Source organism: Rhodococcoides navarretei (genome assembly GCF_038069675.1).
Taxonomy (GTDB): domain Bacteria; phylum Actinomycetota; class Actinomycetes; order Mycobacteriales; family Mycobacteriaceae; genus Rhodococcoides; species Rhodococcoides navarretei.
In genome coordinates this window covers 323,364-347,790 of record NZ_JBBPCN010000001.1, presented here as the reverse complement: position 1 = coordinate 347,790, position 24,427 = coordinate 323,364, and the positions used below count along the sequence as shown (strand labels likewise).

At 64.6% G+C, this 24,427-nt stretch carries 22 protein-coding genes; 13 read left to right on the top strand and 9 right to left on the bottom strand.

Features of this window, described 5'->3' with window-relative positions; translation table 11 throughout:
- Positions 1 to 88: 88 nt before the first annotated feature.
- The 5 genes from AABD04_RS01715 to AABD04_RS01695 form a co-directional block, all read right to left on the bottom strand.
- Positions 89 to 1,399, bottom strand: coding sequence for an MFS transporter (locus AABD04_RS01715; protein WP_341440000.1), 1,311 nt, complete (start codon positions 1,397 to 1,399; stop codon positions 89 to 91).
- Between the two features lie 203 nt (positions 1,400 to 1,602).
- Positions 1,603 to 2,802, bottom strand: coding sequence for an MFS transporter (locus AABD04_RS01710; RefSeq protein WP_341439999.1), 1,200 nt, complete (start codon positions 2,800 to 2,802; stop codon positions 1,603 to 1,605).
- Positions 2,803 to 2,881: 79 nt separating this feature from the next.
- Positions 2,882 to 4,057, bottom strand: a complete 1,176-nt coding sequence (locus AABD04_RS01705; RefSeq protein ID WP_341439998.1) for a 4-hydroxybenzoate 3-monooxygenase — start codon at positions 4,055 to 4,057, stop codon at positions 2,882 to 2,884.
- Positions 4,058 to 4,124: 67 nt separating this feature from the next.
- A complete protein-coding gene (locus AABD04_RS01700; protein ID WP_341439997.1) occupies positions 4,125 to 4,877 on the bottom strand; it encodes an IclR family transcriptional regulator in 753 nt (250 codons plus the stop codon).
- A gap of 102 nt (positions 4,878 to 4,979) precedes the next feature.
- A complete protein-coding gene (locus AABD04_RS01695) occupies positions 4,980 to 5,561 on the bottom strand; it encodes a TetR/AcrR family transcriptional regulator (protein ID WP_341439996.1) in 582 nt (193 codons plus the stop codon).
- A 104-nt stretch (positions 5,562 to 5,665) separates the two neighbouring features.
- Between AABD04_RS01695 and AABD04_RS01690 the strand changes: the two genes are divergently transcribed.
- From AABD04_RS01690 to AABD04_RS01675, 4 genes are read left to right on the top strand one after another with little or no spacing between them, the layout of a single operon-like run.
- On the top strand, positions 5,666 to 6,580 hold the full coding sequence (locus AABD04_RS01690; RefSeq protein ID WP_341439995.1) for a metal-dependent hydrolase: 915 nt from the start codon (positions 5,666 to 5,668) through the stop codon (positions 6,578 to 6,580).
- Positions 6,577 to 7,638, top strand: coding sequence for a PDR/VanB family oxidoreductase (locus AABD04_RS01685; protein ID WP_341439994.1), 1,062 nt, complete (start codon positions 6,577 to 6,579; stop codon positions 7,636 to 7,638). Before AABD04_RS01690 ends, AABD04_RS01685 begins: the two co-directional genes overlap by 4 nt.
- A 17-nt stretch (positions 7,639 to 7,655) precedes the next feature.
- Positions 7,656 to 9,185, top strand: coding sequence for a flavin-containing monooxygenase (locus AABD04_RS01680; protein WP_341439993.1), 1,530 nt, complete (start codon positions 7,656 to 7,658; stop codon positions 9,183 to 9,185).
- The gene (locus tag AABD04_RS01675; protein ID WP_341439992.1) at positions 9,182 to 10,015 is read left to right on the top strand and encodes an SDR family NAD(P)-dependent oxidoreductase; all 834 of its coding nucleotides are present in this window, start codon (positions 9,182 to 9,184) and stop codon (positions 10,013 to 10,015) included. Before AABD04_RS01680 ends, AABD04_RS01675 begins: the two co-directional genes overlap by 4 nt.
- A 16-nt stretch (positions 10,016 to 10,031) precedes the next feature.
- Here AABD04_RS01675 and AABD04_RS01670 read toward each other — a convergent pair whose 3' ends face one another.
- Positions 10,032 to 10,685, bottom strand: a complete 654-nt coding sequence (locus tag AABD04_RS01670; protein ID WP_341439991.1) for a TetR/AcrR family transcriptional regulator — start codon at positions 10,683 to 10,685, stop codon at positions 10,032 to 10,034.
- A gap of 125 nt (positions 10,686 to 10,810) precedes the next feature.
- Between AABD04_RS01670 and AABD04_RS01665 the strand changes: the two genes are divergently transcribed.
- Genes AABD04_RS01665 through AABD04_RS01650 form a run of 4 tightly spaced genes read left to right on the top strand, consistent with a single transcriptional unit; the run spans position 10,811 to position 15,286 of the window.
- Positions 10,811 to 11,944, top strand: a complete 1,134-nt coding sequence (locus AABD04_RS01665; RefSeq protein ID WP_335740121.1) for a VOC family protein — start codon at positions 10,811 to 10,813, stop codon at positions 11,942 to 11,944.
- Complete coding sequence (locus AABD04_RS01660) at positions 11,941 to 12,876, top strand: fumarylacetoacetate hydrolase family protein (protein ID WP_341439990.1); 936 nt, start codon at positions 11,941 to 11,943, stop codon at positions 12,874 to 12,876. Before AABD04_RS01665 ends, AABD04_RS01660 begins: the two co-directional genes overlap by 4 nt.
- Positions 12,873 to 14,474: a bifunctional 3-(3-hydroxy-phenyl)propionate/3-hydroxycinnamic acid hydroxylase MhpA gene (gene mhpA, locus AABD04_RS01655; protein ID WP_341439989.1), complete on the top strand. Its 1,602-nt coding sequence runs from the start codon at positions 12,873 to 12,875 to the stop codon at positions 14,472 to 14,474. Before AABD04_RS01660 ends, mhpA begins: the two co-directional genes overlap by 4 nt.
- Positions 14,471 to 15,286 (top strand): SDR family oxidoreductase, encoded by an 816-nt coding sequence (locus tag AABD04_RS01650; RefSeq protein WP_341439988.1) that lies wholly within the window; start codon positions 14,471 to 14,473, stop codon positions 15,284 to 15,286. The genes mhpA and AABD04_RS01650 overlap by 4 nt, the downstream gene beginning before the upstream one ends.
- On the opposite strand, the gene AABD04_RS01645 is transcribed toward AABD04_RS01650, so the two are convergent.
- From AABD04_RS01645 to AABD04_RS01635, 3 genes are all read right to left on the bottom strand, one after another.
- Positions 15,283 to 16,383 carry a lipase family protein gene (locus tag AABD04_RS01645; RefSeq protein ID WP_341442928.1) on the bottom strand — a complete coding sequence of 367 codons (1,101 nt, stop codon included), beginning with the start codon at positions 16,381 to 16,383 and terminating at the stop codon, positions 15,283 to 15,285. The genes AABD04_RS01650 and AABD04_RS01645 overlap by 4 nt on opposite strands.
- A 53-nt stretch (positions 16,384 to 16,436) precedes the next feature.
- A complete protein-coding gene (gene nicT / locus AABD04_RS01640; protein ID WP_341439987.1) occupies positions 16,437 to 17,561 on the bottom strand; it encodes a Nickel transporter NicT in 1,125 nt (374 codons plus the stop codon).
- 122 nt (positions 17,562 to 17,683) lie between these two features.
- Positions 17,684 to 18,286: an SACE_7040 family transcriptional regulator gene (locus AABD04_RS01635; RefSeq protein WP_341439986.1), complete on the bottom strand. Its 603-nt coding sequence runs from the start codon at positions 18,284 to 18,286 to the stop codon at positions 17,684 to 17,686.
- Between the two features lie 114 nt (positions 18,287 to 18,400).
- On the opposite strand from AABD04_RS01635, the gene AABD04_RS01630 reads away from it, so the two are divergent.
- The 5 genes from AABD04_RS01630 to AABD04_RS01610 are packed head-to-tail and all read left to right on the top strand — an operon-like array spanning position 18,401 to position 24,427.
- Positions 18,401 to 19,978 (top strand): carboxyl transferase domain-containing protein, encoded by a 1,578-nt coding sequence (locus AABD04_RS01630; protein ID WP_341439985.1) that lies wholly within the window; start codon positions 18,401 to 18,403, stop codon positions 19,976 to 19,978.
- A gap of 6 nt (positions 19,979 to 19,984) precedes the next feature.
- On the top strand, positions 19,985 to 21,979 hold the full coding sequence (locus AABD04_RS01625) for an acetyl/propionyl/methylcrotonyl-CoA carboxylase subunit alpha (protein WP_341439984.1): 1,995 nt from the start codon (positions 19,985 to 19,987) through the stop codon (positions 21,977 to 21,979).
- A complete protein-coding gene (locus AABD04_RS01620) occupies positions 21,976 to 23,142 on the top strand; it encodes an acyl-CoA dehydrogenase family protein (protein ID WP_341439983.1) in 1,167 nt (388 codons plus the stop codon). Before AABD04_RS01625 ends, AABD04_RS01620 begins: the two co-directional genes overlap by 4 nt.
- A complete protein-coding gene (locus AABD04_RS01615; RefSeq protein ID WP_335740126.1) occupies positions 23,139 to 23,621 on the top strand; it encodes a MaoC family dehydratase in 483 nt (160 codons plus the stop codon). The genes AABD04_RS01620 and AABD04_RS01615 overlap by 4 nt, the downstream gene beginning before the upstream one ends.
- A complete protein-coding gene (locus AABD04_RS01610) occupies positions 23,618 to 24,427 on the top strand; it encodes an HpcH/HpaI aldolase/citrate lyase family protein (protein WP_341439982.1) in 810 nt (269 codons plus the stop codon). Before AABD04_RS01615 ends, AABD04_RS01610 begins: the two co-directional genes overlap by 4 nt.

Sequence of the window (24,427 nt, the reverse complement as noted above, 5' to 3'; positions counted from 1 at the left end):
GACTGCAGCTTAGTGCGACGGCCGTCACAGCCGACGCATTCCGGCCGGCACCGATGGTCGTTCGGTCGACTCCGTGTCGCACGTGATGTCAGGGAAGAAGTCGTGCGTGGGCCGTTTCGGGAATTCGCCACAACACGATCGCCCCGACGACGTTGAGGACTACGAGGTAGACCGGAAAGAGCTCGGTTGCCCCGGCACTGTGCAGCCAGGTTCCGATCAGCGGGACCGTGCCACCGAAGATCGCTGTTGCGAACGACATTGCCGTGCCGGTCGCAAGCACCCGGACGTGACTGGGAAACATCTCACCGACCATGGCACCGCTGATCGACATGACAATCGCGGTCAGCGCGAGACCTGCGCACTGAACGAGCAGGGTATCGAGTGCATTCGAGGAGATCAGGAGGAACAGGGGAACGGTCAGCACACTGTTGCCGAGTACGAAGGTCAGGAGCATCGGACGTCGTCCGATGCGGTCGGACAGTCGCCCCAGCGGGACCTGGAGAAGCCCGTAGAAGACAAAAGCGATGGTCGATATCAGCACGGCGCTTTCCTTGTCCAGACCCGCGGTCACCACCGCCCATGTGGGGACGAAGGTGCCCCATGCGTAGAACATCGCGCCCGTCAGGGCAGCGATGGCGAATGCTCTCCAGAACGCACCGCGGTGGTCGGTGAACAACTCGGCGAAACTCCCGCGATTCATCCGCGCCACTCGCTCCACCTCGCCGGAATCGGTCGCCGCCGCCAGCGTTTCCTGAGCCCGTCGGCGTATCCACCAGGCCACGACCGCACCGGCTGCACCGATCAGAAACGGTACGCGCCAGGCCCACTCGCTCATGTTCTCCGTACCGACGAGGTGAACCAGGCCGGTGATGATGCCCAAGCACAGAACCTTGCCCGCGCTGGAGGTGACATTGGTGAAACTGGTGAATGTCCCGCGGCGATCGTCGGGGGCGGATTCCATCAAGAATGCGCTCGCCGTGGCCAATTCGCCACCGGTCGAGAATCCCTGAACGAGACGGGCGATCACCAGAACGATCGGTGCCAGCACACCGACCTGAGAGAAGGTCGGCGAGAGTCCGATGATCAGGCTCCCGATTCCCATCATCGCAACGGACAGACTCAGCGCAGCTTTGCGGCCGCGCCGGTCCGCGACTTTCCCCAGCACGATCCCGCCGACCGGCCGCGCCAGAAAGCCGACGGCGAAGACGGCGAAGGTGCTGAGCAAGGGGACGAGCGAGGACTCACCACCGGGGAAGAACTGGTGGGCGAAGTAGATCGCCAGGAACGAGTAAGCACTCCAATCGAAGTACTCGATCAGATGACCGACTCCTCCGGTGATCAGCTGACGGCGCCGATCGATCGTGGGATGCACTCCGTCCCACGCGGTGGATGTGGTCATGACGAAGCCTCCGTGGATCTGTGTCTGCGGGAATCGAGTTCTGCGGCGTTCGCGTTGGCGCGTCGATCGTCAACCCGCATTCCTGGTCGGCATGGACGGTAGGAGTGTAGAACGGCTACCCGACGCCTGTTTGTTCGACGCAATCAGACCGCTCGCTGCCTGAACCAGGATTCGCTCGACGCGCTCACCCGTCCTCGCAACGATCAATGCCTCGAATTCGACCCGGGTAGGGGTCGCAGTGCTCCGATCAGGATCAACGAGCCCGCGAGGAGTGCGGCGACGACGAGCAACGCCCGAAGTACGTCGCCGTGCCCGCCGAGGAAGCCGATGAGGGGCGGGCCTCCCAAGAACGCGAAGTATCCGATGGAGGCGACCACACTCACGCGGGCGGCTGCGGCTGCGGGTTCGTCGGCGGCAGCACTCATGGCAACCGGGAATCCGAGAGAGACGCCCGCTCCCCACAGAAAGGCACCCACGAAGGCCAGCGGCACAACAGGACTCAGGACGAACAGCAGCACCCCCACGACGGATACTCCGGCCAGGCCGCGAAGAACGACGACACGACCGTATCGATCGAGCAGCCCGTTGCCGAACCATCGCACGGCGGTCATGGCCACCAGAAACGTGGTGAACACGAGGGTCCCCACAACGGCGGATGCGTCGTATCCGTCGATCGATGCGACGTTGAGCCAATCGTTTCCACTGCCCTCGGCGAACGCGAACGACAACGCCACGACACCGATCAACAGCGTGCGCGGTTCCTTCCACCGCGCGAGAGCGTTGCTGCGCGGCGAGTCGGCAACCGGCTCCGCGGGCTCTGCTTCGGATTCGTTCAGGAAATTGCGAACCCCCCACGGAATTACCACGACGACCGCGGCCGCTACCGCGAGGAGATGCACCGTGACCGAGATGTTCAGCGCCACCATCGCAGTGCCGATCAGGGCTCCGGCCACAGTGCCGGCGCTGAAACCCGCGTGGAACCGCGGCATGATCGAGCGTCCGAGACGACGTTCGGCCACCGCACCGTGCACGTTCATGGCGACATCCCATGCACCGTTGGCGAATCCGAGCACGAACAGTCCGATGAGCAACGGCACTACACCCACCAGATAGCCGCTGGCGATGATCGTCAGACCGACCGCAAGAACGAGGGACATCACGGTGACCGTGAGCCGAGACCCGAAGCGATTGATGATGATCCCGGACAACGGCAGTGCCAGTAGAGAGCCGACCGCAATGGCCAACAGTACGATGCCGAGTTGAGACGACGTGAGCTCGAGCCGATCCCGGACCTGCGGAATGCGCGATGCCCAACTGGCGAACGCGAAGCCTGCTCCGATGAACGCGATGTAGGTCGCACGTACCGCCTCGGTCGTACGCGCCGAGACGACGACCTCAGACACTGTGAATCACCGATCCGTTCTCTCGTTGTTCCGCAAGGGTAACGAACGGCAGCTTGAACCGAGCGATCGCCGCCGGGGCTCAGAATCCGATGGGCAGTCCCGCGTAGTTCTCCGCCAGTCCCGTGGCACCTGCTTCGCTGGACGCCACCCATTTGAGTTGCGAGAGTTGCAACTGCGTGTCGAACGGATCGTCTCCGGTGTGCAGCATCGTGGTCATCCACCAGGAGAAGTGGGTGCAGCGCCAGACGCGTCGGAGGGCGTCGTCACTGTAGGTATCGGCGGCATGAGAGTCGTTCTTGCCCAGCAGCGACGTCAGAGCAGGTGCCAACAGGGCCACGTCGGCCACTGCAAGGTTGAGGCCCTTCGCTCCGGTCGGCGGCACGATGTGCGCGGCGTCGCCGGCCAGAAAGAGATTGCCGTGTCGCATCGGTGTCTGCACGTAGCTGCGCATCGGCAGTACGCTCTTCTCGGTGATCGGCCCCGGCGTCAGCTCCCAACCGTCCTGACCGTGACCGAGTCTGCGTGCCAACGCATCCCAGATTCGGTCGTCGGACCACGTGTCGATGTCGGTGCCGTTCGGAACCTGCAGATACAGCCGGCTGACCGTCGACGATCGCATCGAGTGCATCGCGAATCCATCCTGATGCCAGGCGTAGATGAGCTCGTCGGTCGAGGGTGCCACATCCGCGAGCACCCCCAGCCACGAATACGGATACGTTCGCTCCCATGTACTTCGGACCGAATCCGGCATCGCGGCGCGGCTCGGACCGAAGGAACCGTCGCACCCGGCAACCACGTTCGCATCGATCCGCATCGAGGTGCCCGAGGCATCGGTGAACGTGACGTACGGGGCGTCGGACTCGACGTCGTGCAACGCGGTGTCGGAGACGTCGTAGTAGATCTGTTGGCCCGCTTTCTCACGGGCCGCCACGAGATCCTTGGTCACCTCGGTCTGCCCGTACACCCACACGCTTCGATCCACCAGGTCACGAAAGTCGATGTGGTGCCGCTCTTCCGGCCACTGCAGGTAGATTCCGCGATGCTCGTGACCTTCGCGATGCAACCGCTCGCCGAGGCCATGGTCGTCGAGCAACTGGACTGTCGAGTGTTCGAGGATGCCCGCGCGGATTCGAGAGAGGACGTACTCCTGTGTGCGCGACTCGATCAGGATGGAGTCGATTCCCTGTTCCGCGAGCAGATGGGAGAGCAGAAGACCCGCGGGCCCTGCACCGATGATGGCGACCTGTGTACGCATGCATCGAGTACACAGCGCGTCGAGGCCGCGAACAAGACAGAACTTCCACTCAGTGAAACTACTGCAGTCATCCGCGCAGGCTTCGCCCGATCCCTCGGGCTGCAACCTGCAGAGCTGCAACCAATCTGGCTCGATCACGACCGATACTCGGCACCACGATGCCCAGCGCAGCCACCACACTCTCGTCCTCGCCGCGAACCGGCACGGCCACCGAACACGCTCCGAGCGTCATTTCCTCCACTGTCTGCGCGTACCCCTCGCGGTGCACGCGACGTAGTTCGCCGTCCAACGTTCCCGGATGAGTCACCGTGTACGGGGTGATGCGGGCCAGGTTCCTCAGCACGCGATCGTGCACCTCGCGCGGGGCGTAGGCCAACAACACCTTGCCGACTCCGGTCGCATACAGGGGCAGGCGAGCCCCGACCCGGCTGACCGCAGGCACCGACGCGTGTCCGGCCAACCTGTCGAGGTAGAGCACCTCGTCGCCGTCGCGAATGGCCAAGTGCACCGTGGCGAGCGTCGCGCCGTAGATGTCGTGCAGAAACGGCGAGGCGACCTCTCGCAGATCGGCGTGATCCGGTGCCAGCAAGCCCAACTTCCACAGTCGCCTCCCCACCACGTAGCGGCCGTCGTCGCCGCGGACGAGCGCGCCCCAGTCGACAAGTTCACGCACCAGACGATGCGCGGTGGCAGGGGGCAGGTCGGCACCGTCCGCCAGCTCCGTCAGCGTGAGCGCAGGGGTCTTCTCGTCGAACGCCGCAAGCAGAGCCAACAGTCGCGAGGCCACCGATGCCCCGGGATTCCGCGTATTGCCTGCCACCTGCACGACGATAGCCCCCGGCGAACTCGAAGTTATGGATGAATTCGGACGCAAATCCATCCATAACTTCGAGTTCGGCAGGCAGCTGCTCGAATGCAACTGTCAGTTACGGTGGTCCCCACTGACGAGCAGCGGCACGATGTTGCGGTGCGCGAACGCGAGCAGATCGTCGTAGGTATCGAGCGGAGCAGCGGCCGTCGGCGTCAGCAGAATCGAATGAACAACGCGTACAACGATTTCCGGCGCGTCGGGCACGGCGAACGTATCGGATTGCAGTTCACCCCTTGCGATGTGCGCGGCAGCGTCGATCGCGGGCCCCAGCAACGCCGACGCATTCGTGGTCAACTGCTCGAGCACCAACGAACTCTCGGAATCGAACATCGTGAGCAGCACCGGATTGGTGCGCACCGAGTCGATGGTCGTGGCGAATCCGTGCGCCGCCCGATCCGCCCGTGACGTCTGCTCCGCGGCCGCAGCCGTCACCGCCACCAACAGTCGCGACGACTCCCGCGCCATGACGGCCCGGACCAAGTCGTCCTTGGATCCGATCCTGCGATAGACGGTCACCCGGTTGATCCTGGCGCGCTTGGCGACGTCGCCGATGGTGGTCCGAGGAATTCCGACCTCACCGAACAGCTCCAAGGCGGCATCGAGAATCGGGCCGTCGTCACCGTCAGGATGCATCGCTCGATCCTAACGGTCGACCGACTCGAGCTGAATGCAACATTGCAACACTCTATGTTGCTATGTAGCATCGAATTCGACATCGGAAAGAAACGGGGTTCGAAATGTCACGAAACAAGACGGTCGACTCGAACGGGCGCTACACGGACGAGTCCTACGCCATCGTGGCGCGCGCGGTGGCATTCGACTGGTCCGGCGTTCCGCTGCAGTACATCCCCCACGAGTGGTACGCCACGCACTTCTGGAACGTGATGCACCTGGTCCTGCCCGAGGGGGAACGCGCGATGGCAGATGTGTTCGCCCGCGCCCTGCCGTTCATCGCCGACCGGCGACTGCACGAGGAAGTCGTCGGATTCGTCGGCCAGGAAGCAACGCACGCGTCCTCCCACGAGAGCTTCCGCAATTACCTCGTCGCGCACGGGGTGGACATCGAACCGATTCTGCAGCGCATTCGCTTCGCCGTCGGTGTGGTGTTCGGCGACCACGGACTCAGCGGCCGCGCCGGAAAAGCATGGCTGAACGAGCGCCTCGGAATCTATGCAGCGGCAGAGCACTTCACTGCCGTGGTGGGCGAATGGCTGCTCGACAACACGCAGTTCGACCGCATCGGCGTCGACCCCACGATGCTGGACCTGCTGCGCTGGCACGGCGCGGAGGAGCTCGAGCACCGCAACGTCGCATTCGACGCGTTCCAGTACGTCGACGGTGGCGGATTCCGCCGAGCACGAACGGCAGTTGTCGCCAGCGCCGGATTGGCCGTGCTGTGGTTCACCACCGCCGCGTACCTGTACAAGAATTCGGTTGCCACGCCGCGCACCGGCAAGCGCCGAATGCGCACCCCCTGGCCGCTCGCTTTCGCACGCGCGTCACGCAAGAACCTCATCCCCGGTCTGTCGTTCCTGTTCGTACAGCTCGCCCTCTACATCCGTCCGGGCTTCCACCCTTCGAAGATGGGCGACATCGACAAGGCCGTGCAGTATCTGGCTGTGTCCCCTGCGGCCGTGGCAGCGCAGCGGTGACGGCACCGGGAAACGGACTGCGGGCCGTCGGTGCCGCGTCCCGCCTCTACGCCAAACTCGTCACCGATTCGTCGATCGTGACGGCCCTGTCCCCCGCGCGGCCCCGGCGACGCGTCGGATACGAATTCGAGACCGTCGTCGACGACACGATCGACGAGGCCGAGGACGTTCGCTCACTGTTGCTCTCTCGCAAAGACGGTGCACTGCTTCCGACGTGGTTGCCCGGTGCGCACATCGACGTCACCACCCCGTCCGGCTCGGTGCGACAGTACTCGCTCGCCGGTCTTCCCGGCGCAGGTGATCGCTACCGCATCAGCGTCCGCAAGATCACCGGCGGCACCGCGTCCACCGAGATTCACACCCTCACCCGCGGCGATGTCCTCCGAGTTCGCGGACCCCGCAACGCTTTTCCGATGGCCGAGGCCGAGCACTACCTCTTCGTGGCCGCCGGAATCGGCATCACACCGATCCGGGCGATGATCGAACGCGCCGCCCAGAATGGAGCGCGGTGGACGCTGTACTACCACGGTCGCTCTCGGGCGAGTCTGCCGTTCGTCGCCGCGCTGCAGCAGATGGCATTGACCTCGCGTGGTCACGTGATCGTCAAGACCGACGATGTAGACGGATTTCCCGTTCCTTCGGACATCGTCGATCTCGGGATGGGCAACTCCGCGATGTACGTTTGCGGGCCTGCGGCACTGTCGAGCAGGCTTCGCGCCGAGGCCCTCTCGAGTACGGCCGTCCGTGAATTCCACACCGAATTGTTCGCGCCCGCAACGGTGGTCGACGGCACGCCGTTCGTGTTGCAGCTCGACCGTTCCGGCGAGACCGTCGAGGTCGGTGCCCAGGAGACCGCTCTCGACGCCCTCCGTCGGTCGAGGCCGGACCAGCCCTATTCCTGCCGCCAGGGCTTCTGCGGAGCGTGCGTAGTCGGTCTCGTCGGCGGACGCGTCGATCACCGCGACCGCGTTCTCGATGCCTCCGAACGCGAGAACTCTCTGACCCTGTGCGTCTCGCGTGGTGCCGTCGACGGCGAAGTTCTCGTCCTCGATCTGTAGAAGGAGCTCGAACTCTCATGACTGCAACACAATCCGGCACGGTAATGCCGCAGATCGACGTCGCTATCATCGGCGCGGGTTTCGGCGGTCTCGGTGCCGCAATCCGACTCGAGCAGGAAGGACGCGGCGACTTTCTGATCTTCGAACGCAACGCCGCCGCCGGTGGAACGTGGCACGTGAACACCTATCCCGGTGCTCAGTGCGACATCCCGTCCGCGCTGTACTCCTTCTCGTTCGCGCCCAACCCGGACTGGACGCGGCTGTACCCGCTGCAGCCCGAGATCGAGGCGTACCTCAACGACTGCACCGACAAGTTCGGGATCCGGGATCGAATCCGCTTCGGTCACGAGGTACTGGACGCAACCTGGAACGACGAGCAGGCCCGATGGGTGGTGCGGACGAGTGCAGGAACGTGGTCGGCGCGCATCCTCATCGGAGCCCTCGGTCCGTTCAGTGAGCCGGCCACGCCCGAGATCGACGGCCTGGAATCGTTCCGAGGCACCGTATTCCACTCGGCGAAGTGGGACCACGAGCACTCCGCCGAGGGGCGACGCATCGCCGTCATCGGCACCGGAGCATCTGCGGTCCAGTTCGTTCCGCGTCTGGCCCCCGAGGCCGCACATCTGACTCTGTTCCAGCGAACGCCGACATGGATTCTTCCGCACCCCGACCGGCCGATCTCCGAATCCGGCAGATCCGTGCTCAGGAAGTACCCCCGGGCCCAGCGGGCCATGCGCCGCGTGTTCGATCTGTTCCAGGAAGCGTTGGTCCCCGGACTCATCAGCCATCACTCGTTGCTGGCACCGCTCACGGCCATGGGGCGTGCCCACCTGCGTCGCCAGGTGAAGGATCCTGTTCTTCGCAATAAACTCACGCCCGGTTACGAATTCGGCTGCAAGCGACCCACGTTCTCGAACAAGTTCTATCCCGCACTGTGCCGAGAGAACGTCACCGTCGAGACCACCGGCATCGCTCGGATCGTGCCCGAGGGCATCGTCACCACCGACGGGACGCTGCACGAGGTCGATGCCATCGTCCTCGGCACCGGCTTCACCGTTGCCGGCCATTCAGGCTTCCGACGCATCGTCGGCCGCGATGGAAAGTCGTTGGCAGACAAATGGCCCGACGGTGAAATGTCGTCGTACCGGGGTACCACGGTGCACGGCTTCCCGAACTTCTTCATGCTGCTCGGCCCCAATTCGGTGGTGTACACCTCGCAGGTGGTCACCATCGAGGCGCAGGTGAACTACATTCTCGCGGCGTTGCGCGCCATGGACTCCCACGCGATCACCGCGCTAGAGGTGAGCATGCGTGCGCAGTCGGCATTCGCCGAACACACCGACCGCACGCTCGCGGGTTCGGTGTGGAACTCCGGCGGGTGCAGCAGCTACTACCTGAGCCCGTCGGGCCGGAACGTGACGTACTGGCCCGGTTCGGTGCGTAACTTCACCCAGCGTATGGCCACGATCGATCTCGACCATTACCACTGGCGCAGTGCGGATTTCCCACCCGATACCCAGCTCGTCACGACGAAGGACCTCGCATGAAGAACCGTATGGAACTGGCCGGGAAAGTGGCGTTGGTGACCGGTGGAGCGCGTGGAATCGGAGCCGCGACGGTCGCGGAACTGGTGTCCGCGGGAGCCTCCGTGGCAGTGGTGGACAGGGATTTCGCGACGGACGCCGCGAGTTCCGGACGAATCCTGCGGCTCACCGGTGACGTCACCGATCCCGATGCGATGACAGACTGCGTCGCCGCGACGGTGAGAACGTTCGGCGGTCTCGACATCGTGATCGCCAACGCCGGCATCACACCGCCGCCCGCCACGATTCGGTCGATCGACCGCGCGGTCTTCGACTCGGTGATGGCCGTGAACTTCGGCGGTGTGCTCAACATCGTGCGGGCCGCAGCCGACGAGATCGTGGCGAGCGGGGGTCACATTCTGCTCGTATCATCCTGTGCCGCCTTCACTCCCGGCATGGGCGGGTCCGCGTACATGGTGAGCAAAGCGGCGGTCGAACAGCTCGGTCGCGCCCTGAGGATCGAACTCGCCGCCGTCGGAGCATCGGCCGGTCTTGCCTACTTCGGTGTGGTGGATACCGACCTCGCACGCCACACTCTCGACAACGATCCGATGGGCCGGCGAATCGGCGGATTCCTCCCATGGCCACTGAACAGGCGATTGCCCTCCCAACGCGCCGCGGAATTGCTGGTCCGGGCGGTGCATACGCGTCGGGCACGGCTCGTCGCGCCTGCCGTATGGACGCCGTACTTCTGGTTCCGCGGAGTTCTCAATCCGGTTCTGGAACGCAGGCTCGTCCGGGACCGTCGAGTCGCGGGCATCATCCGTGATCTGGAGAAGACACACGCCCACTGACTCTTTCCGGCCTGGGCTACTCGCGCTCCCCGTCCACGCTGGGTACGTCACTCATCGGGGGCAGAGGTCGTGCGCACAGATCCTGGGCATCGTCGTCGGGGACCCCCAGCGCAAGCAGCACGCTGTATGCCATCGCGTCGACGGCCTGCGCGTCGTCACGATCCGGCTGCTCGAGCAGTAGTTGACCCAAGCCGAGGAGCGCGCCTGCCACGAGCGCCAGGGACAGCTGGATGTCCGGTACCCGGAAGTACCCTGCGTCCACTCCGGCTCCGATGTCTCTCACCGCTCGGGGGCCCAGACCGTGCTGCGAGGTGATCAGTTCGGGGCCGGAGTGAATGAGCACCCGGCTCAGTTCCGGTTGCAGACGGAAGAGGCGGCCGGAGATCCGAAACGATCGAGTGAACGCATCGGCCGGATCGGCATCGACATCGGTCAGCGAATCGAGATACATGCCCAGCAACTCCAGGGCACCGTCTACTGCAGCCTGGAACAGCTGGTCCCGACTCTCGAAGTGGTTGTAGAAGGAACCCATGCCCACATCCGCGGCCTTGGTGATCTCCGCAATCGGCACGTTCAGTTCCCCGCTGGCAATGAAGCCCTGCGCGGCGGAAATCAACGCACCACGCGTCTGGGCTTTGCGACGCTCGAGTCGATTGGGGGTTTGGGTCATGGTCCCTACTCGATTCTCCACTGGACGACGCTTTGACTCTTCCTCACCGCTGACGAATTTGTCAACACCCTTGACTGATGATGCAGTCATAGGTGACGATAGTGTCACCAACGAGGGAGGGCTTCATGGGACACGACGTCGACGGCCACAAGGACATGCACGTGGACCAAGGCGCACTCCCCGGCGAGCACCCCGGTCGCGCGAAAGATCCGATCATCAAGGTTCGAGACATCGCCTGGCTGGAATTTCGCAAGCCGGACCTGATCAAGGCAGAGGCTTTCGCCGTTGCCTTCGGTTTCACCGTCTCGCTGCGCACGCCGGACGAGATCCACCTACGCGGCACACAGGTCGGCGCACCGTGTGTGATCATCCGGCGGGGTAAGCGAACACGCTTCGTCGGTGCCGCTTTCGCCGCGGCCGACGACGCGGACCTCGTGACACTGGCCGACGCCACCGGGCAGCGGGTGCAGCGTCTACCCGACACACTCGGAGGCATAGCGGTCACTCTCACCGACCCTGGCGGGCAGCCGGTCCAGGTGGTGTCCGGGTACACCGAGCATCCCGAACTACCGGGCCAGCAAGCGCACACCTACAACTTCGGCGACCCGCGTCACCGACTGAACGCGACGCAGCGGCCACCGCGTCAACCCGCCCGAGTCCAGCGTCTGGGGCATGTAGTGCTCCAGCGCACCGGCTATCTCGAGAATCTCGACTGGTACCTGCACCACCTCGGCCTGATCGTCAGCGACTTCCTCTACTACGACGGCCAGCGTGATCGTGGTCCGGTGATGAGCTTCATCCGCTGCGACCGTGGCAACACTCCGTCCGATCATCACACTCTCGCAATGACTCTCGGCCCATCCAACCGATACGTGCATTCCGCGTACCAGGTGTCGGATCTCGACGCCATCGCCGCGGGCGGCGAGTACCTGACCCAACGCGGGTACCGACATTCGTGGGGTATCGGCAGGCATATCCAGGGCAGCCAGATCTTCGACTACTGGCGTGATCCCGACGGCTTCCTGGTGGAACATTTCAGCGACGGCGACATGTTCGACAACTCCCTCGAACCCGGCTGGGCCCCGATGACGGCATCCGGCCTGGCCCAGTGGGGACCGCCTGCGTCGAAGGACTTTCTCGGAATCGCCCCAAGCAGAGCGTCATTGCACGAGCTGAAGTCGATCCTCTCCTCGCTACGCAACGACAACGAATTCGACACCGAACGCCTTCGCGGCCTGATGAAAGTGGCATCCTCATGAGCATCGCTGTACTCCGCACCGCCGACGCCTGGTGGGTCGAAACCCCCGCCGGCGCATCCCGCATCGACACCTCCGCGGTCACCACCGCCGAGCTACTCGCCGATCGGGCGGCCATCGAGTCCGCGCGCAACGCTACCGATGTCGTTGCTGCGGAGACACTGTCGTTGATCTCGCCGGTGACGGCACCCTGCCGCGTCATGGCGAACATGACCAACTACGTCTCCCACGTCAAGGACTCGGGGATGAACCCCGAGACGGTTCCGCTGACGTTCTTCCGCAAGACCTCCGGTTCCATCAGCGGACCCACCGACGACGTGATCAAGCCGCCGCACGTGAAGCTGCTCGACTACGAGATCGAGATCGGCCTGGTGTTCGGCAAGACGCTCACCGTCGGAACCAAGGTCGACGCCTCCAACGTGGCGGACTACGTCGCCGGGCTCGTGATCACCAACGACGTCTCGGCCCGCGATGTTCAGCTGCCGAAAACTCAGTTCTACGAGGGCAAGTCGTATCCCACCTTCACTCCGGTCGGACCGCGCCTGGTCCTTCTGGAGGCCGGTGAGTTCGACCGGTTCGGTGAACTCGCATTGACGCTGCGGGTCAACGGCTCTGTGCGGCAGGACAGTACGGTCGCCGATATGATCTACCGTCCGGTCGAATCACTGAAGGCGCTGAGCAAGTTCCAGCGCCTCGACGCGGGTGATCTGCTGCTCACCGGCACTCCCGGCGGTACGGCGTTGAAGGCCCCCGCCAAGCCGATCGAAATGATCGGATCGTTGGTTCCGCCGTCGGTCAAGTGGAAGGTCTTCTTCAAGAAGCAGGCCAAGAATCCCGCGTTCCTCAAAGACGGCGACGTCCTCGAACTGACCTGCTCGACTCCCGACGGAGCCCTCGATCTGGGTGTCCAGCGCACCCGGGTCTCCTACCGATGACCGGTACCGAGTCCGACGGCACTCACTTTCTGGTGGTGATCGTCGGTGCCGGTCCGACGGGGATGACCGCTGCATTGCTGCTGGGTCGATACGGCGTGCGCTGCCTCGTGCTGGACAGGTGGGAGGACGTCTACCCTCAGCCGCGCGCCGTGCACCTCGACGACGAGGTGTACCGCATCCTCGGCGATCTGGGTCTGGCCGAGGACTTCGCCGCCATCTCCCGCCCCGGTCGAGGACTGAGATTGTGCGACAACACCATTCGCACGCTTGCCGAGTTCGAGCGAGATCCCGACGATCGACCACACGGCTACCCACAGGCCAACATGTTCGATCAACCCGATCTCGAACGTCTGATGCGCACCCACATTGCGCGATTCGACTGCGTGGAGATGCGCGGCAACTGCGAGATCACCGACGTGCAGAACCTGAGGGACTCGGTTCGGGTCCGATACGACTCGACCGAGGACGGAACCCCGCACTGGGTGACCGCCGACTACGTCCTCGGCTGCGACGGGGCGAACAGCATCGTGCGGGCATCCATCGGGTCGAAGATGCAGGACCTCGGGTTTGCACAGCGATGGCTCGTGGTCGACATCGCCACCGATGCGGAGCTCGACCAGTGGGACGGCGTGCACCAAGTGTGTGACTCGGAGCGCTCGGCGACGTACATGCGCATCGGCACCAGCCGCTATCGCTGGGAGTTTCGACTACGCGACGACGAGACCATGGACGCCTACACGGACTTGGCGTCGATCCGTCCCCTGATCGCGCCGTGGCTCGGAGCTGTGGACGATCCCGACATGGAGCTGATTCGCTGCGCCGAGTACACCTTTCGGGCACAGGTCGTCGACCGGTGGCGCGATCGCCGGGTCTTTCTGCTCGGCGATGCCGCACACTTGACGCCGCCGTTCATCGGGCAAGGGATGGGCGCAGGGCTGCGAGATGCGCGGAACCTGATCTGGAAACTCGTCGGCGTGCTCGACGGGCATCTGCAGGAGACCTCGCTCGACAGTTACGAGACCGAGCGAAGGACCCACGCCAAGCAGATGATCGAATTGGCAGTGGCGATCGGACGGGCCATGACCGGCGGCAGCCGGCTCACCGGCATCCTGCGCACGAACATCGCACCTGCTCTCGGCTACCTGCCGTTCGTCGGAGCCAAGGTCACCGCCAGCACCACACCGGCACTCGCTCGATCGCAGTACGTTCTGCGTTCGCCCGTGCCGGTCCGCACGCTGGCCGGAAAGCTCTGTCCCAACAGCCCGTTGGACAACGGAATGCGTGTGGACCGCCTCGCACCGGGGAAGTTCATGTTCGTCTCGTCGACGCCCTTGGCCAGCGGGCACCGTCGAGAGATCGAACGTCGGGGGGCCGTCGTCGTCGAGGTGGCGGCATCGTCCGATCTGGGAGTCTGGCTGCGCAGCGGGCACGCTGTCGCCGCGATCGTGCGACCGGACCGCACGGTCATGACGTCGGGCACCTCGGTGCCGTCCCTGTACACCAAGGTGCCGACCACTGCTTATCGGACGAGCACATGCCCAGAACCCGTTGCGACGAAGCCGAGGCCCACGCGCACAGCAACCAAGAGGCGTAGATGAACACTGCAATTGTCACCGGAGCGACGTCCGGTATCGGCGAGGCCGTCACCGAGGTGCTGATCGCTCGCGGCTACCGCGTCATCGGAACAAGCCGCAACAGCTCCTCCGTGGTCGACCCCATACCCGGTGTCGACTATCGCGATCTGGATCTGACGGACCCGGCCTCGATCCGAGCGTTCGCGGACGGCCTCGCCGACACCACGGTGGACGTGCTGATCAACAATGCAGGCGAAAGCCAGTGCGGTCCACTCGAAGAGCTGCCCATCGAGGCGATCACCCGTCTCTTCCAGCTCAACGTCTTCGGAGCGATCGAGTTGACCCAGGCCGTACTGCCGGGCATGCGCGATCGTGGCAGCGGAAAGATCGTCAACATCGGGTCGATGCTCGCAAGTTTTCCGCTGGCCTACCGTTCGTCGTACGCCGCCACCAAGGCGGCCATCAAGGGGTTCGCCACGGCCGCACGCTACGAGCTCAAGCCCTACGGAATCGACATCACCACAGTCGAACCCGGCTCCATCGCCACCGGGCTCTCGGCCCGCCGCACCAAGTACTGCGGCCCGCATTCGCCGTACCTTCGCGACTTCACCACGGTGATCTCGCAACTCGACGCCAAGGAGGCCGAGGGGATCACGGCCGAGACCGTGGCCCTCACCGTCCTCCGAGCCGTCGAGGACAAGAAGACGCTGCCCATCTACGCGGTCGGCAGCAATGCTCCGGCGGTGTTCTTCGCCCAACGATTGCTGCCGCGCACAGTGCTCGAACTGTTCACGGCCCGTGCCTACGGACTGCCCAGCAAGCGGCCGGTGAACTAGCGGAACAGGTTGGTGACGAACGGAATCGTATCGGCCTGCGACTGGACGAAGGCCCCACTGTGGTCGGTGTTGTAGGCCCTGAACGTCACCGGCTGACCGTTGGCCGTCAGACGTGCGACGTAGGCCGCAGTCGTCGGAAACGGAACGTCGATGTCCTGCAGGCCGTTGCCCATGAAGAAGGGCTTGTCGAAACCGGTCTCGGGCATCGCCATGTACTCGTCGAGCACGGCGGTGAAGTTCGGCAGACCGGTCAGTGGCGCGGTGAAGAAGTCTCCGATCGTCACACCGTCGAGTTGTGCCTCGAAGTCCGATACGCACGTCGTCTCGGCCAGGTCTGCGTACTTCTTCCCGAGCGGGGTCAGGATGTCGTCCAGCCCGAGCTCGGGATGCGCGTAGCGCAGCGACGCGCCGATGTACGCGACGTAGGCGGTCAGGCCCGACGGCAGTTCCACCGGCGGAACGCCGGGTCCACCGATCGAGACCAACTTCTCGATGTACGCGGGAGTTCCGGTACCGACCGCCCCGCGGTAGTCGAGATCGGGGCCGCCGAATTCGGTCGCGTATCGAGCGGTGTAGATCGCTGCGCCACCGCCCTGCGATTGGCCTACGGCCACCCAGGATCGTGAGAGGTCCTCGCTGTGGTTGCGGCCCGCCTTCACCATGTCGACCACGTTGTGAGCCGTGGTTCGACCGTCGAGATAGGTCGGCAATCCGGGCGTTCCGAGGCCGGCATAGTCACTGGCGACGATGGCGTAGCCCTGCGCGAGCCAGTTCGCCAGGTACGGCAGATCCCGCTCGGCGTAGGACGGACCGATCAGCGACGGCGCACAGGAGTCGCCGAGCCCGGAGGTGCCGTGGGCCCACGAGATCACCGGCCAGCCACCCTCCGGCGCAGTGCCCGGCGGATGGAAGACGGTGCCGGTGCTCAGCGCCTTCTCCCCGAAGGTGTCGGTGGTGACGTAGGTGAGCACCTCGGCCGAGGCCGCGCCGGGAATCCAGAGATCGCGGTCGAGATCGCGCGTCGAGACGACGTCGCCGATCTCCTGAGTGATCGCCGGTGCAGCGGAAGCAGGTACGGCCAGCAGCGCCGTCATCATGCTCGACGCGACAGCCGCGGCAACTGCGAGGGCACCGATCCGACGCCGAGAGGTCACTGGGTCTCCATTTCGTTCGAGTGTGCGAAGCCACCGCGTTCGTCGATGCGCGCCACCTTGTAATACACGACCGCTCCGATCCATACGACGAAGAACGTGCCGACGACGAGTTGGCCGGCCAGGTTGAGATCGATGACGGCCAACGCGTCCCACAGTCCGCCGGTCAGCTCGAACTGCTCGGCGAGCAGGGTCAGTAGCTGCACCGTGCCGATCACCAGTGCCACGAAGACGGACAGTCCCGTCATCGTCATGTTGTAGTAGATCTTGCGCACCGGCGTCACGAATGCCCAGCCGTAGGCCTTGGACATGAAGATGCCGTCGATGGTGTCCATGGTGGTCATGCCCGCGGCGAACAGAACCGGGAGCGCGATGATCGCCATCGGCGGGAGTCCCCCGGCCATGGCCGTCGTGCCTGCGATCGCGAGCAGACCGACCTGAGTGGCGGTATCGAAGCCGAGACCGAACAGCAGACCCAGCGGGTACATCTGCCACGAGTGGTTGATCATCTTGTCGTAGCGGCCCCGGAACAGTCGATTCATCAGCCCGCGCTTGGCCAGCAACTCGTCGAGACCGGCTTCGGTGTACTCACCTCGCTTCGCGCGTCGCCAGACTCCGACGATTCCCGCGAGCACTGCGATGTTCAACGCCGCGATGAGATACAGGAACGTTCCGGACACCAGCGTGCCGATGACGCCACCGACTCCGGCGAACGCGTCCTGAAACGCCGTCGCCTGCGACGCGACGAACGCGATAGCGGCCACGAAGACGAACACGACCGTCGAATGTCCCAGCGAGAAGAAGAGCCCGACGGCCAACGGCCGCTTGCCCTTCTGCAGCAGGAAGCGGGTGGTGTCGTCGATCGCCGCGATGTGATCGGCGTCGAACGCGTGCCGGAGGCCGAGGGTGTAGGCCAACACGCCTGCTCCGGCGTAGACGAGGGTGCCGTCGGCCCCGGTGAGTCCGTGGATGCTCGGGATGGAGTCGTAGTGCGTGAACAGGCCCCACCCGATCACGTGCAGAGCGGCCACGAAGCCGGCCATCGCCAGCAGGCGGGGAATCTCGTCGAGAGTGAATCGACTCTGCCGTCTGCCGAGCTCGACACGCGATAGTTGGGTCGTCATGTCGATCATTGTCGCCGATGACGACGAGTTGCTCTTCCTATGGAGCGTAGGTGCGCTGAGTGTCCACTATTTGTGTCCGCAGGCGGGATCGCGATCGGTGAAGCGAATTGTGGACACTCAGGTCAGTGCGATACGCCCAAGGCCCCCAGCGCCATCGCTCGCAGCACCGGCCTGGCACTACGAGACGGAGTACGTCCCGCGCTGTAGGGCGTCGAGTTGATCAGGCCGAAGACCGCGTGCGCTGTGGTCCGAGCATCGGCCTCGTTCAACTCCGGGTCGACGGCACAGAGCACCTCGACCCACAGTTCCACGTACTCACGCTGCATTCGGCGTACCTTGCGTCGCGCACCCTCGGGCAGACTCTGCAGGTCCCGATCCTGAATTCGGATGAATGCCGGTGTGTCGAAAGCAAAGTCGAGGTGGAACTCGACCAACGCAGACACGGTGTCCACGGCGACCTCACCACGATCGACCACCGCACGACCGCCGTCGAGCAGATACTCCGAGATCCCGACCATCAGCTCGACGAGTACGGCCTCCTTGTTCGGAAAGTGGCGATAGACGGCCGGTCCGCTGATTCCGACTGCCGCGCCCAGATCCTCGAGCCGCACCGAGGTGAACCCACGCTCGGCGAACAGCGATGCCGCGGCGTCGAGCAACTGCTGTCGCCGCTCGGCCTTGCGCTGCTCGCGTACCGTCGTCGGCTTTGCCTCCAGCTCCTGCACGGGCTCCCCCTCGACTCTGGACTCTCAGTTAATCGTAGTTTACTATGATGTCAGTTATCAACCATTAACTGAACTCCTGTGACACCGGCGTCCAACCCCTAAGGCGTGCACCTCATGGCAATCGATATTGCTGCCAACCGCGCAGATCACGAGCTCCTCACCAGCGAGCTGGCCGAACGGCTCGCCGCGGCGGCGCTCGGCGGCAGCGAGAAGTCTCGGGAACGGCACATCGCCCGCGGCAAGCTGCTCCCCCGCGACCGCGTCGACGAGTTGCTCGATGCCGGCAGCCCGTTTCTCGAGATCGCACCGTTGGCCGCCAACGGTCTCTACGACGACGAGTGCCCCGGTGCAGGAGTGATCGCCGGCATCGGACGTGTTTCCGGACGCGAGTGCGTGATCATCGCCAACGACGCCACCGTCAAGGGCGGCACCTACTACCCGATGACGGTGAAGAAGCATCTGCGCGCGCAGGAGATCGCACTGCAGAACACCCTGCCGTGCATCTACCTCGTCGACTCGGGCGGCGCGTTCCTCCCGCGTCAGGACGAGGTCTTTCCCGACCGCGACCACTTCGGACGCATCTTCTTCAATCAAGCGACCATGAGCGCCAAGGGAATTGCGCAGATCGCCGCCGTCATGGGTTCGTGCACGGCAGGCGGTGCCTACGTGCCGGCGATGAGCGACGAGGCGATCATCGTCAAGAACCAGGGCACCATCTTCCTCGGTGGTCCGCCACTGGTGAAGGCCGCGACCGGCGAGGTCGTCACCGCAGAAGAACTCGGCGGTGGTGATCTGCACTCCAAGATCTCCGGCGTCACCGACCATCTCGCCGAGGACGATCGGGACGCGCTGCACCGCGTGCGCCGCATCGTCTCGACGCTCGGACCCCGGACCCCACGGCCGTGGGACATCGTCGCCACGCGTGAGCCCATCACCGATCAGACCGAGCTCTATGACGTCGTCCCCACCGATCCACGCACCCCGTACGACGTGCGTGAGGTGATCACCCGGGTCGTCGATGCAGGCGAATTCGACGAGTTCAAGGCCGAATACGGCAAGACGCTCGTCACCGGATTCGCCCACCTCCACGGTCATCCCGTCGGAATCATTGCCAACAACGGTGTGCTGTTCGCCGAATCTGCCATGAAGGGCGCACATTTCATCGAACTGTGCGACAAGCGCAGTATCCCGCTCGTCTTCCTGCAGAACATCTCCGGCTTCATGGTCGGTCGCGACTACGAGGCAGGCGGCATCGCCAAACACGGAGCGAAGATGGTCACCGCGGTCGCCTGTGCCCGAGTCCCCAAGATCACCGTCGTCATCGGCGGTTCCTACGGTGCCGGCAACTACTCGATGTGCGGCCGCGCATACTCTCCGCGCTTCCTGTTCATGTGGCCGAACGCGCGCATCTCGGTGATGGGCGGAGAGCAAGCGGCGTCCGTGCTCGCCACGGTGCGCAGCGAGCAACTCGACGCGGCGGGAAAGCCGTGGAGCGAGGACGACCAAGAATCGTTCAAGGCTCCGATTCGTGATCAGTACGAAAGCCAGGGCAACCCCTACTATTCGACGGCCCGCCTGTGGGACGACGGCATCATCGATCCGGCCGACACCAGACAGGTTCTCGGACTGGCCCTCTCGGCGTGCGCAAACGCGCCGCTCGAGCCGGTCTCCTACGGCGTTTTCAGGATGTGACGACAGATGACCACGATAGACACCATTCTGATCGCCAACCGCGGCGAAATCGCCGTACGGGTGGCACGAACACTGCGCCGCATGGGAATTCGTAGCGTCGCCGTCTACAGTGACGCCGACGCCGATGCCCGCCACGTCCGCGAGGCCGACACGGCCGTGCGGCTCGGACCGGCCAGTGCTCGCGAGAGCTATCTCGACATCGGCAAGGTGATCGCGGCGGCGAAAGCCACAGGAGCACAGGGAATTCATCCCGGCTACGGCTTCCTGTCCGAGAACTCGGAGTTCGCAACCGTCTGTGCTGCAGCGGGAATCGCATTCCTCGGACCACCGGCCAAGGCCATCGAAGTGATGGGCGACAAGATCGCCGCCAAGGCCGCCGTCAGCGCCTTCGGTGTCCCCGTCGTACCCGGCATCTCCCGACCGGGCCTGTCCGACGCCGATCTCATCGCCGGCGCACCCGACGTCGGCTTCCCGGTGCTCGTCAAGCCCTCCGCCGGTGGCGGCGGGAAGGGTATGCGGCTCGTCGAGCGCGCCGAGGACCTTCCCGCGGCATTGACCAGCGCTCGCCGTGAAGCGGCGTCGTCATTCGGTGACGACACCCTCTTCCTCGAACGATTCGTGTTGCGGCCCCGGCACATCGAAGTGCAGATCCTCGCCGACGGACACGGCAATGTCATCCACCTCGGCGAACGCGAATGCAGCCTCCAGCGCAGGCACCAGAAGGTCATCGAAGAGGCACCGTCGCCCTTGCTCGACGAACAGACCCGGGCGCGCATCGGCGAGGCCGCCTGCAACACCGCCCGCAGCGTGGACTACTCCGGTGCCGGCACAGTCGAATTCATCGTCTCGGCCGACAGTCCCGACGAGTTCTTCTTCATGGAGATGAACACTCGGCTCCAGGTCGAGCATCCGGTCACCGAGATGGTCACCGGCCTCGACCTCGTCGAGTGGCAGGTTCGGGTGGCATCGGGTGAGCCTCTGACTCTCGAGCAGGACGACATCACGCTCACCGGACATGCGATCGAGGCCCGCGTCTACGCCGAGGATCCCGGACGCGGATTCCTCCCCACCGGCGGCACCGTCGTCGGTCTACGCGAACCCACCGGCTCGGGAATCCGCGTCGACTCCGGACTTGCCGTCGGAACCGAGGTGGGCAGCAACTACGATCCCATGCTCTCGAAGGTCATCGCGCACGGACCCGATCGCGCGACCGCACTGCGCAGCCTCGATCGGGCGTTGGCCGACACCGCGGTACTCGGGGTCGTCACCAACATCGAGTTCGCACGGTTCCTGCTCGCCGACAACGACGTTCGCGCGGGTAATCTCGACACCGGCCTGCTCGACCGTCGCGTCGAGCATTTCGCAGCCGCCGAGGCGACGGACGAGGCATTGATCGCCGCCACCGCGGTGGAATGGCTCGACACGTGGCAGTCGGCGGGTCAGGACATCTGGGCAGCGCCATCGGGGTGGCGAGTGGGAACGCATGCTCCGTTCCACCGTCGACTCGCGTCGGGAGGTCGGACGGCGCACGTGTCCATCACGGGACCCCTCGGTGCGGCGACAGTCGTCGTCGACGACGGATCGCCGCGCACCCTCCGCGCAACGGGCACCGAAGATTCCGTGAATATCGTCGTCGACGGCCTACGCGAATCGATGACCTTCGCCCGAAACGGCTCGGCTACTTGGATTTCCAGCTCCCGCGGTACCTGGCGAATCGATCGGATTGCCGAGGCGAGCGTCCGGGCAGACGATGCCCACTCCGGTGACGCCGAGATCCTCTCGCCGATGCCGGGTTCGATCATCGCGATCGGAACCGACTCCGGCAGCGCCGTCACCGCAGGCACGGCCATCGTCGTCGTCGAGGCGATGAAGATGGAACACACCCTGACCACCCCGATCGACGGCACCGTCGAACTGACTGTCGCAGTGGGGGATCAGGTCCGAGTCGATCAGATCCTCGCCCGAATCGTTCCCACCCACACCGAAGAGGACCAGCCATGACCGATCACCTGTCGTCGTCGAATCTGCCCGACGAGTACCAGCAACTCGTCAAATCCGTTGCCGACTTCACCCGCACGGTCGTCGCACCGGTCTCGGCGAAACACGATGCCGAGCACTCGTTTCCGTACGAGGTCGTCGCCGGGATGGCCGAGATGGGCCTGTTCGGTCTGCCGTTCCCCGAGGAGTACGGCGGTATGGGCGGCGACTACTTCGCCCTGTGCCTGGCACTCGAGGAGCTCGGCAAGGTCGATCAGAGCGTCGCCATGACGCTCGAAGCCGGCGTCTCACTCGGTGCCATGCCGGTGTACCGCTTCGGCAACGACGCACAGAAGCAGCAGTGGCTGCCCAAGCTCACCGCAGGCAAGGCCCTGGCCGCGTTCGGTCTGACCGAGCCCGGAGCCGGCAGTGACGCGGGCGGCACCAAGACCACCGCCAAGCGCGACGGTGGCGACTGGATCATCAACGGCAGCAAGCAGTTCATCACCAACTCCGGCACCGACATCACCGAGCTCGTCACCGTCACCGCGGTGACCGGGGTCGACGAGGCGACCGGACGCAAGCAGATCTCCTCGATCCTGGTGCCCACCGACACTCCCGGCTTCGTCGCAGAGGCTGCCTACAACAAGGTCGGTTGGAACGCGTCCGACACGCATCCGCTCAGCTTCACCGATGTGCGCGTGCCACAGGAGAATCTGCTCGGGCAGGAAGGCCGTGGATACGCGAACTTCCTGCACATCCTCGACGAGGGACGGATCGCCATCGCCGCGGTGTCGGTCGGTGCCGCGCAGGGTTGCGTGGACGAGAGCGTGAAGTACGCCAAGGAGCGTGAGGCCTTCGGTGCCCCGATCGCGCGCAACCAAGCGATCTCGTTCAAGATCGCTCGCATGGAGGCCCGCGCCCACACCGCGCGAACCGCGTACTACGATGCAGCGGCATTGATGTTGGCGGGCAAGCCGTTCAAGAAGGCCGCGTCCATCGCCAAGCTCGTCGCCTCCGAGGCCGCGATGGACAATGCGCGCGACGCCACGCAGATCCACGGCGGCTACGGCTTCATGAACGAGTACGTGGTCGCTCGCCACTACCGCGACAGCAAGATCCTCGAAATCGGTGAGGGCACAACCGAGGTGCAGCTGATGCTCATCGCTCGGAGCCTGGGACTGTGAGCGACAAGCGGATTCGTCAGCGCGGCCTGTGGTTCGAGGAGATGGAACTCGGCACCGTCTACGAGCACCGACCCGGCCGCACCATCACCGAGGCGGACAACACGTTGTTCACCACACAGACGATGAACACCCAGGCCCTGCATCTCGACGCGGCGTACAGCGAGACAACAGCGTTCGGCCAGCGACTGGTGAACTCTATGTTCACCGTCTCGACCCTCGTCGGACTGTCGGTGACGCAATTGACCCAGGGCACCATCGTCGCGAACCTCGGCTTCTCCGAGGTCTCGTTTCCTAAGCCGCTGTTCCACGGCGACACCCTCTACGCCGAAACCGTGATCTCGGACAAGCGCGAATCGAAGTCTCGGCCCGGCGAGGGGATCGTGACATTCACCCATACCGGCCGAAACCAACACGGTGACATCGTCGCGATCGCGGTTCGCAAGACGCTCGTTCGGATGCGCCCGGAGGGTTCCGCATGAGTTGGCTACCCCCTGGTCCGGCATGGCTGTTCTGCCCGGCCGACCGGCCCGAACGCTACGAGAAGGCCGCAGCCCGAGCCGATGTGGTCATACTCGACCTCGAGGATGCAGTCGGTGCCGAAGACAAAGCCGACGCCCGCGAGTCCGTCGTGTCGACACCGCTGGACCCGTCGCGCACCATCGTGCGAGTCAACGCGCACGGCACCGAAGATCAGGCCGCGGACCTCGAGGCGCTGAAGCGCACCGAGTACACGACCGTCATGCTGCCCAAGTGTGAATCCGCCGATCAGATAGCAACTTTGATACCGCTGAACGTCGTCGCCCTGATCGAGTCACCGCTCGGTGCGATGACGGTGTTCGACGCCCTCGCCGCCGACAACGCCATCGGTGCCATGTGGGGTGCAGAGGATCTGGTCGCAGCCATGGGTGGCAATTCGAGCAGGTACTCGGGCGGCCAGTACCGCGATGTGGCACAGCATGTTCGGTCACAGACGCTGCTCGCAGCCAAGGCCAGGGGGCTGTTCGCATTGGACTCCGTGTTCCTCGACATCCCCGATCTCGACGGTGTCCGCGTCGAAGCCGAGGACGCGGTAGCCGTCGGCTTCGACGGCAAGGTGGCCATTCACCCGAGCCACATCCCGGTGATTCGCCAGGCCTATGCGCCGACTGACGAGGACATCGACTGGGCGACGGCCGTGCTCGACGCGGTGGCGCAGAACCGCGGCGTCTTCACCTTCCGAGGTGGGATGGTCGATGCCCCGGTGTTGGCGCATGCTCGACGCATCATCGCAAGACGGCCGTCGTAG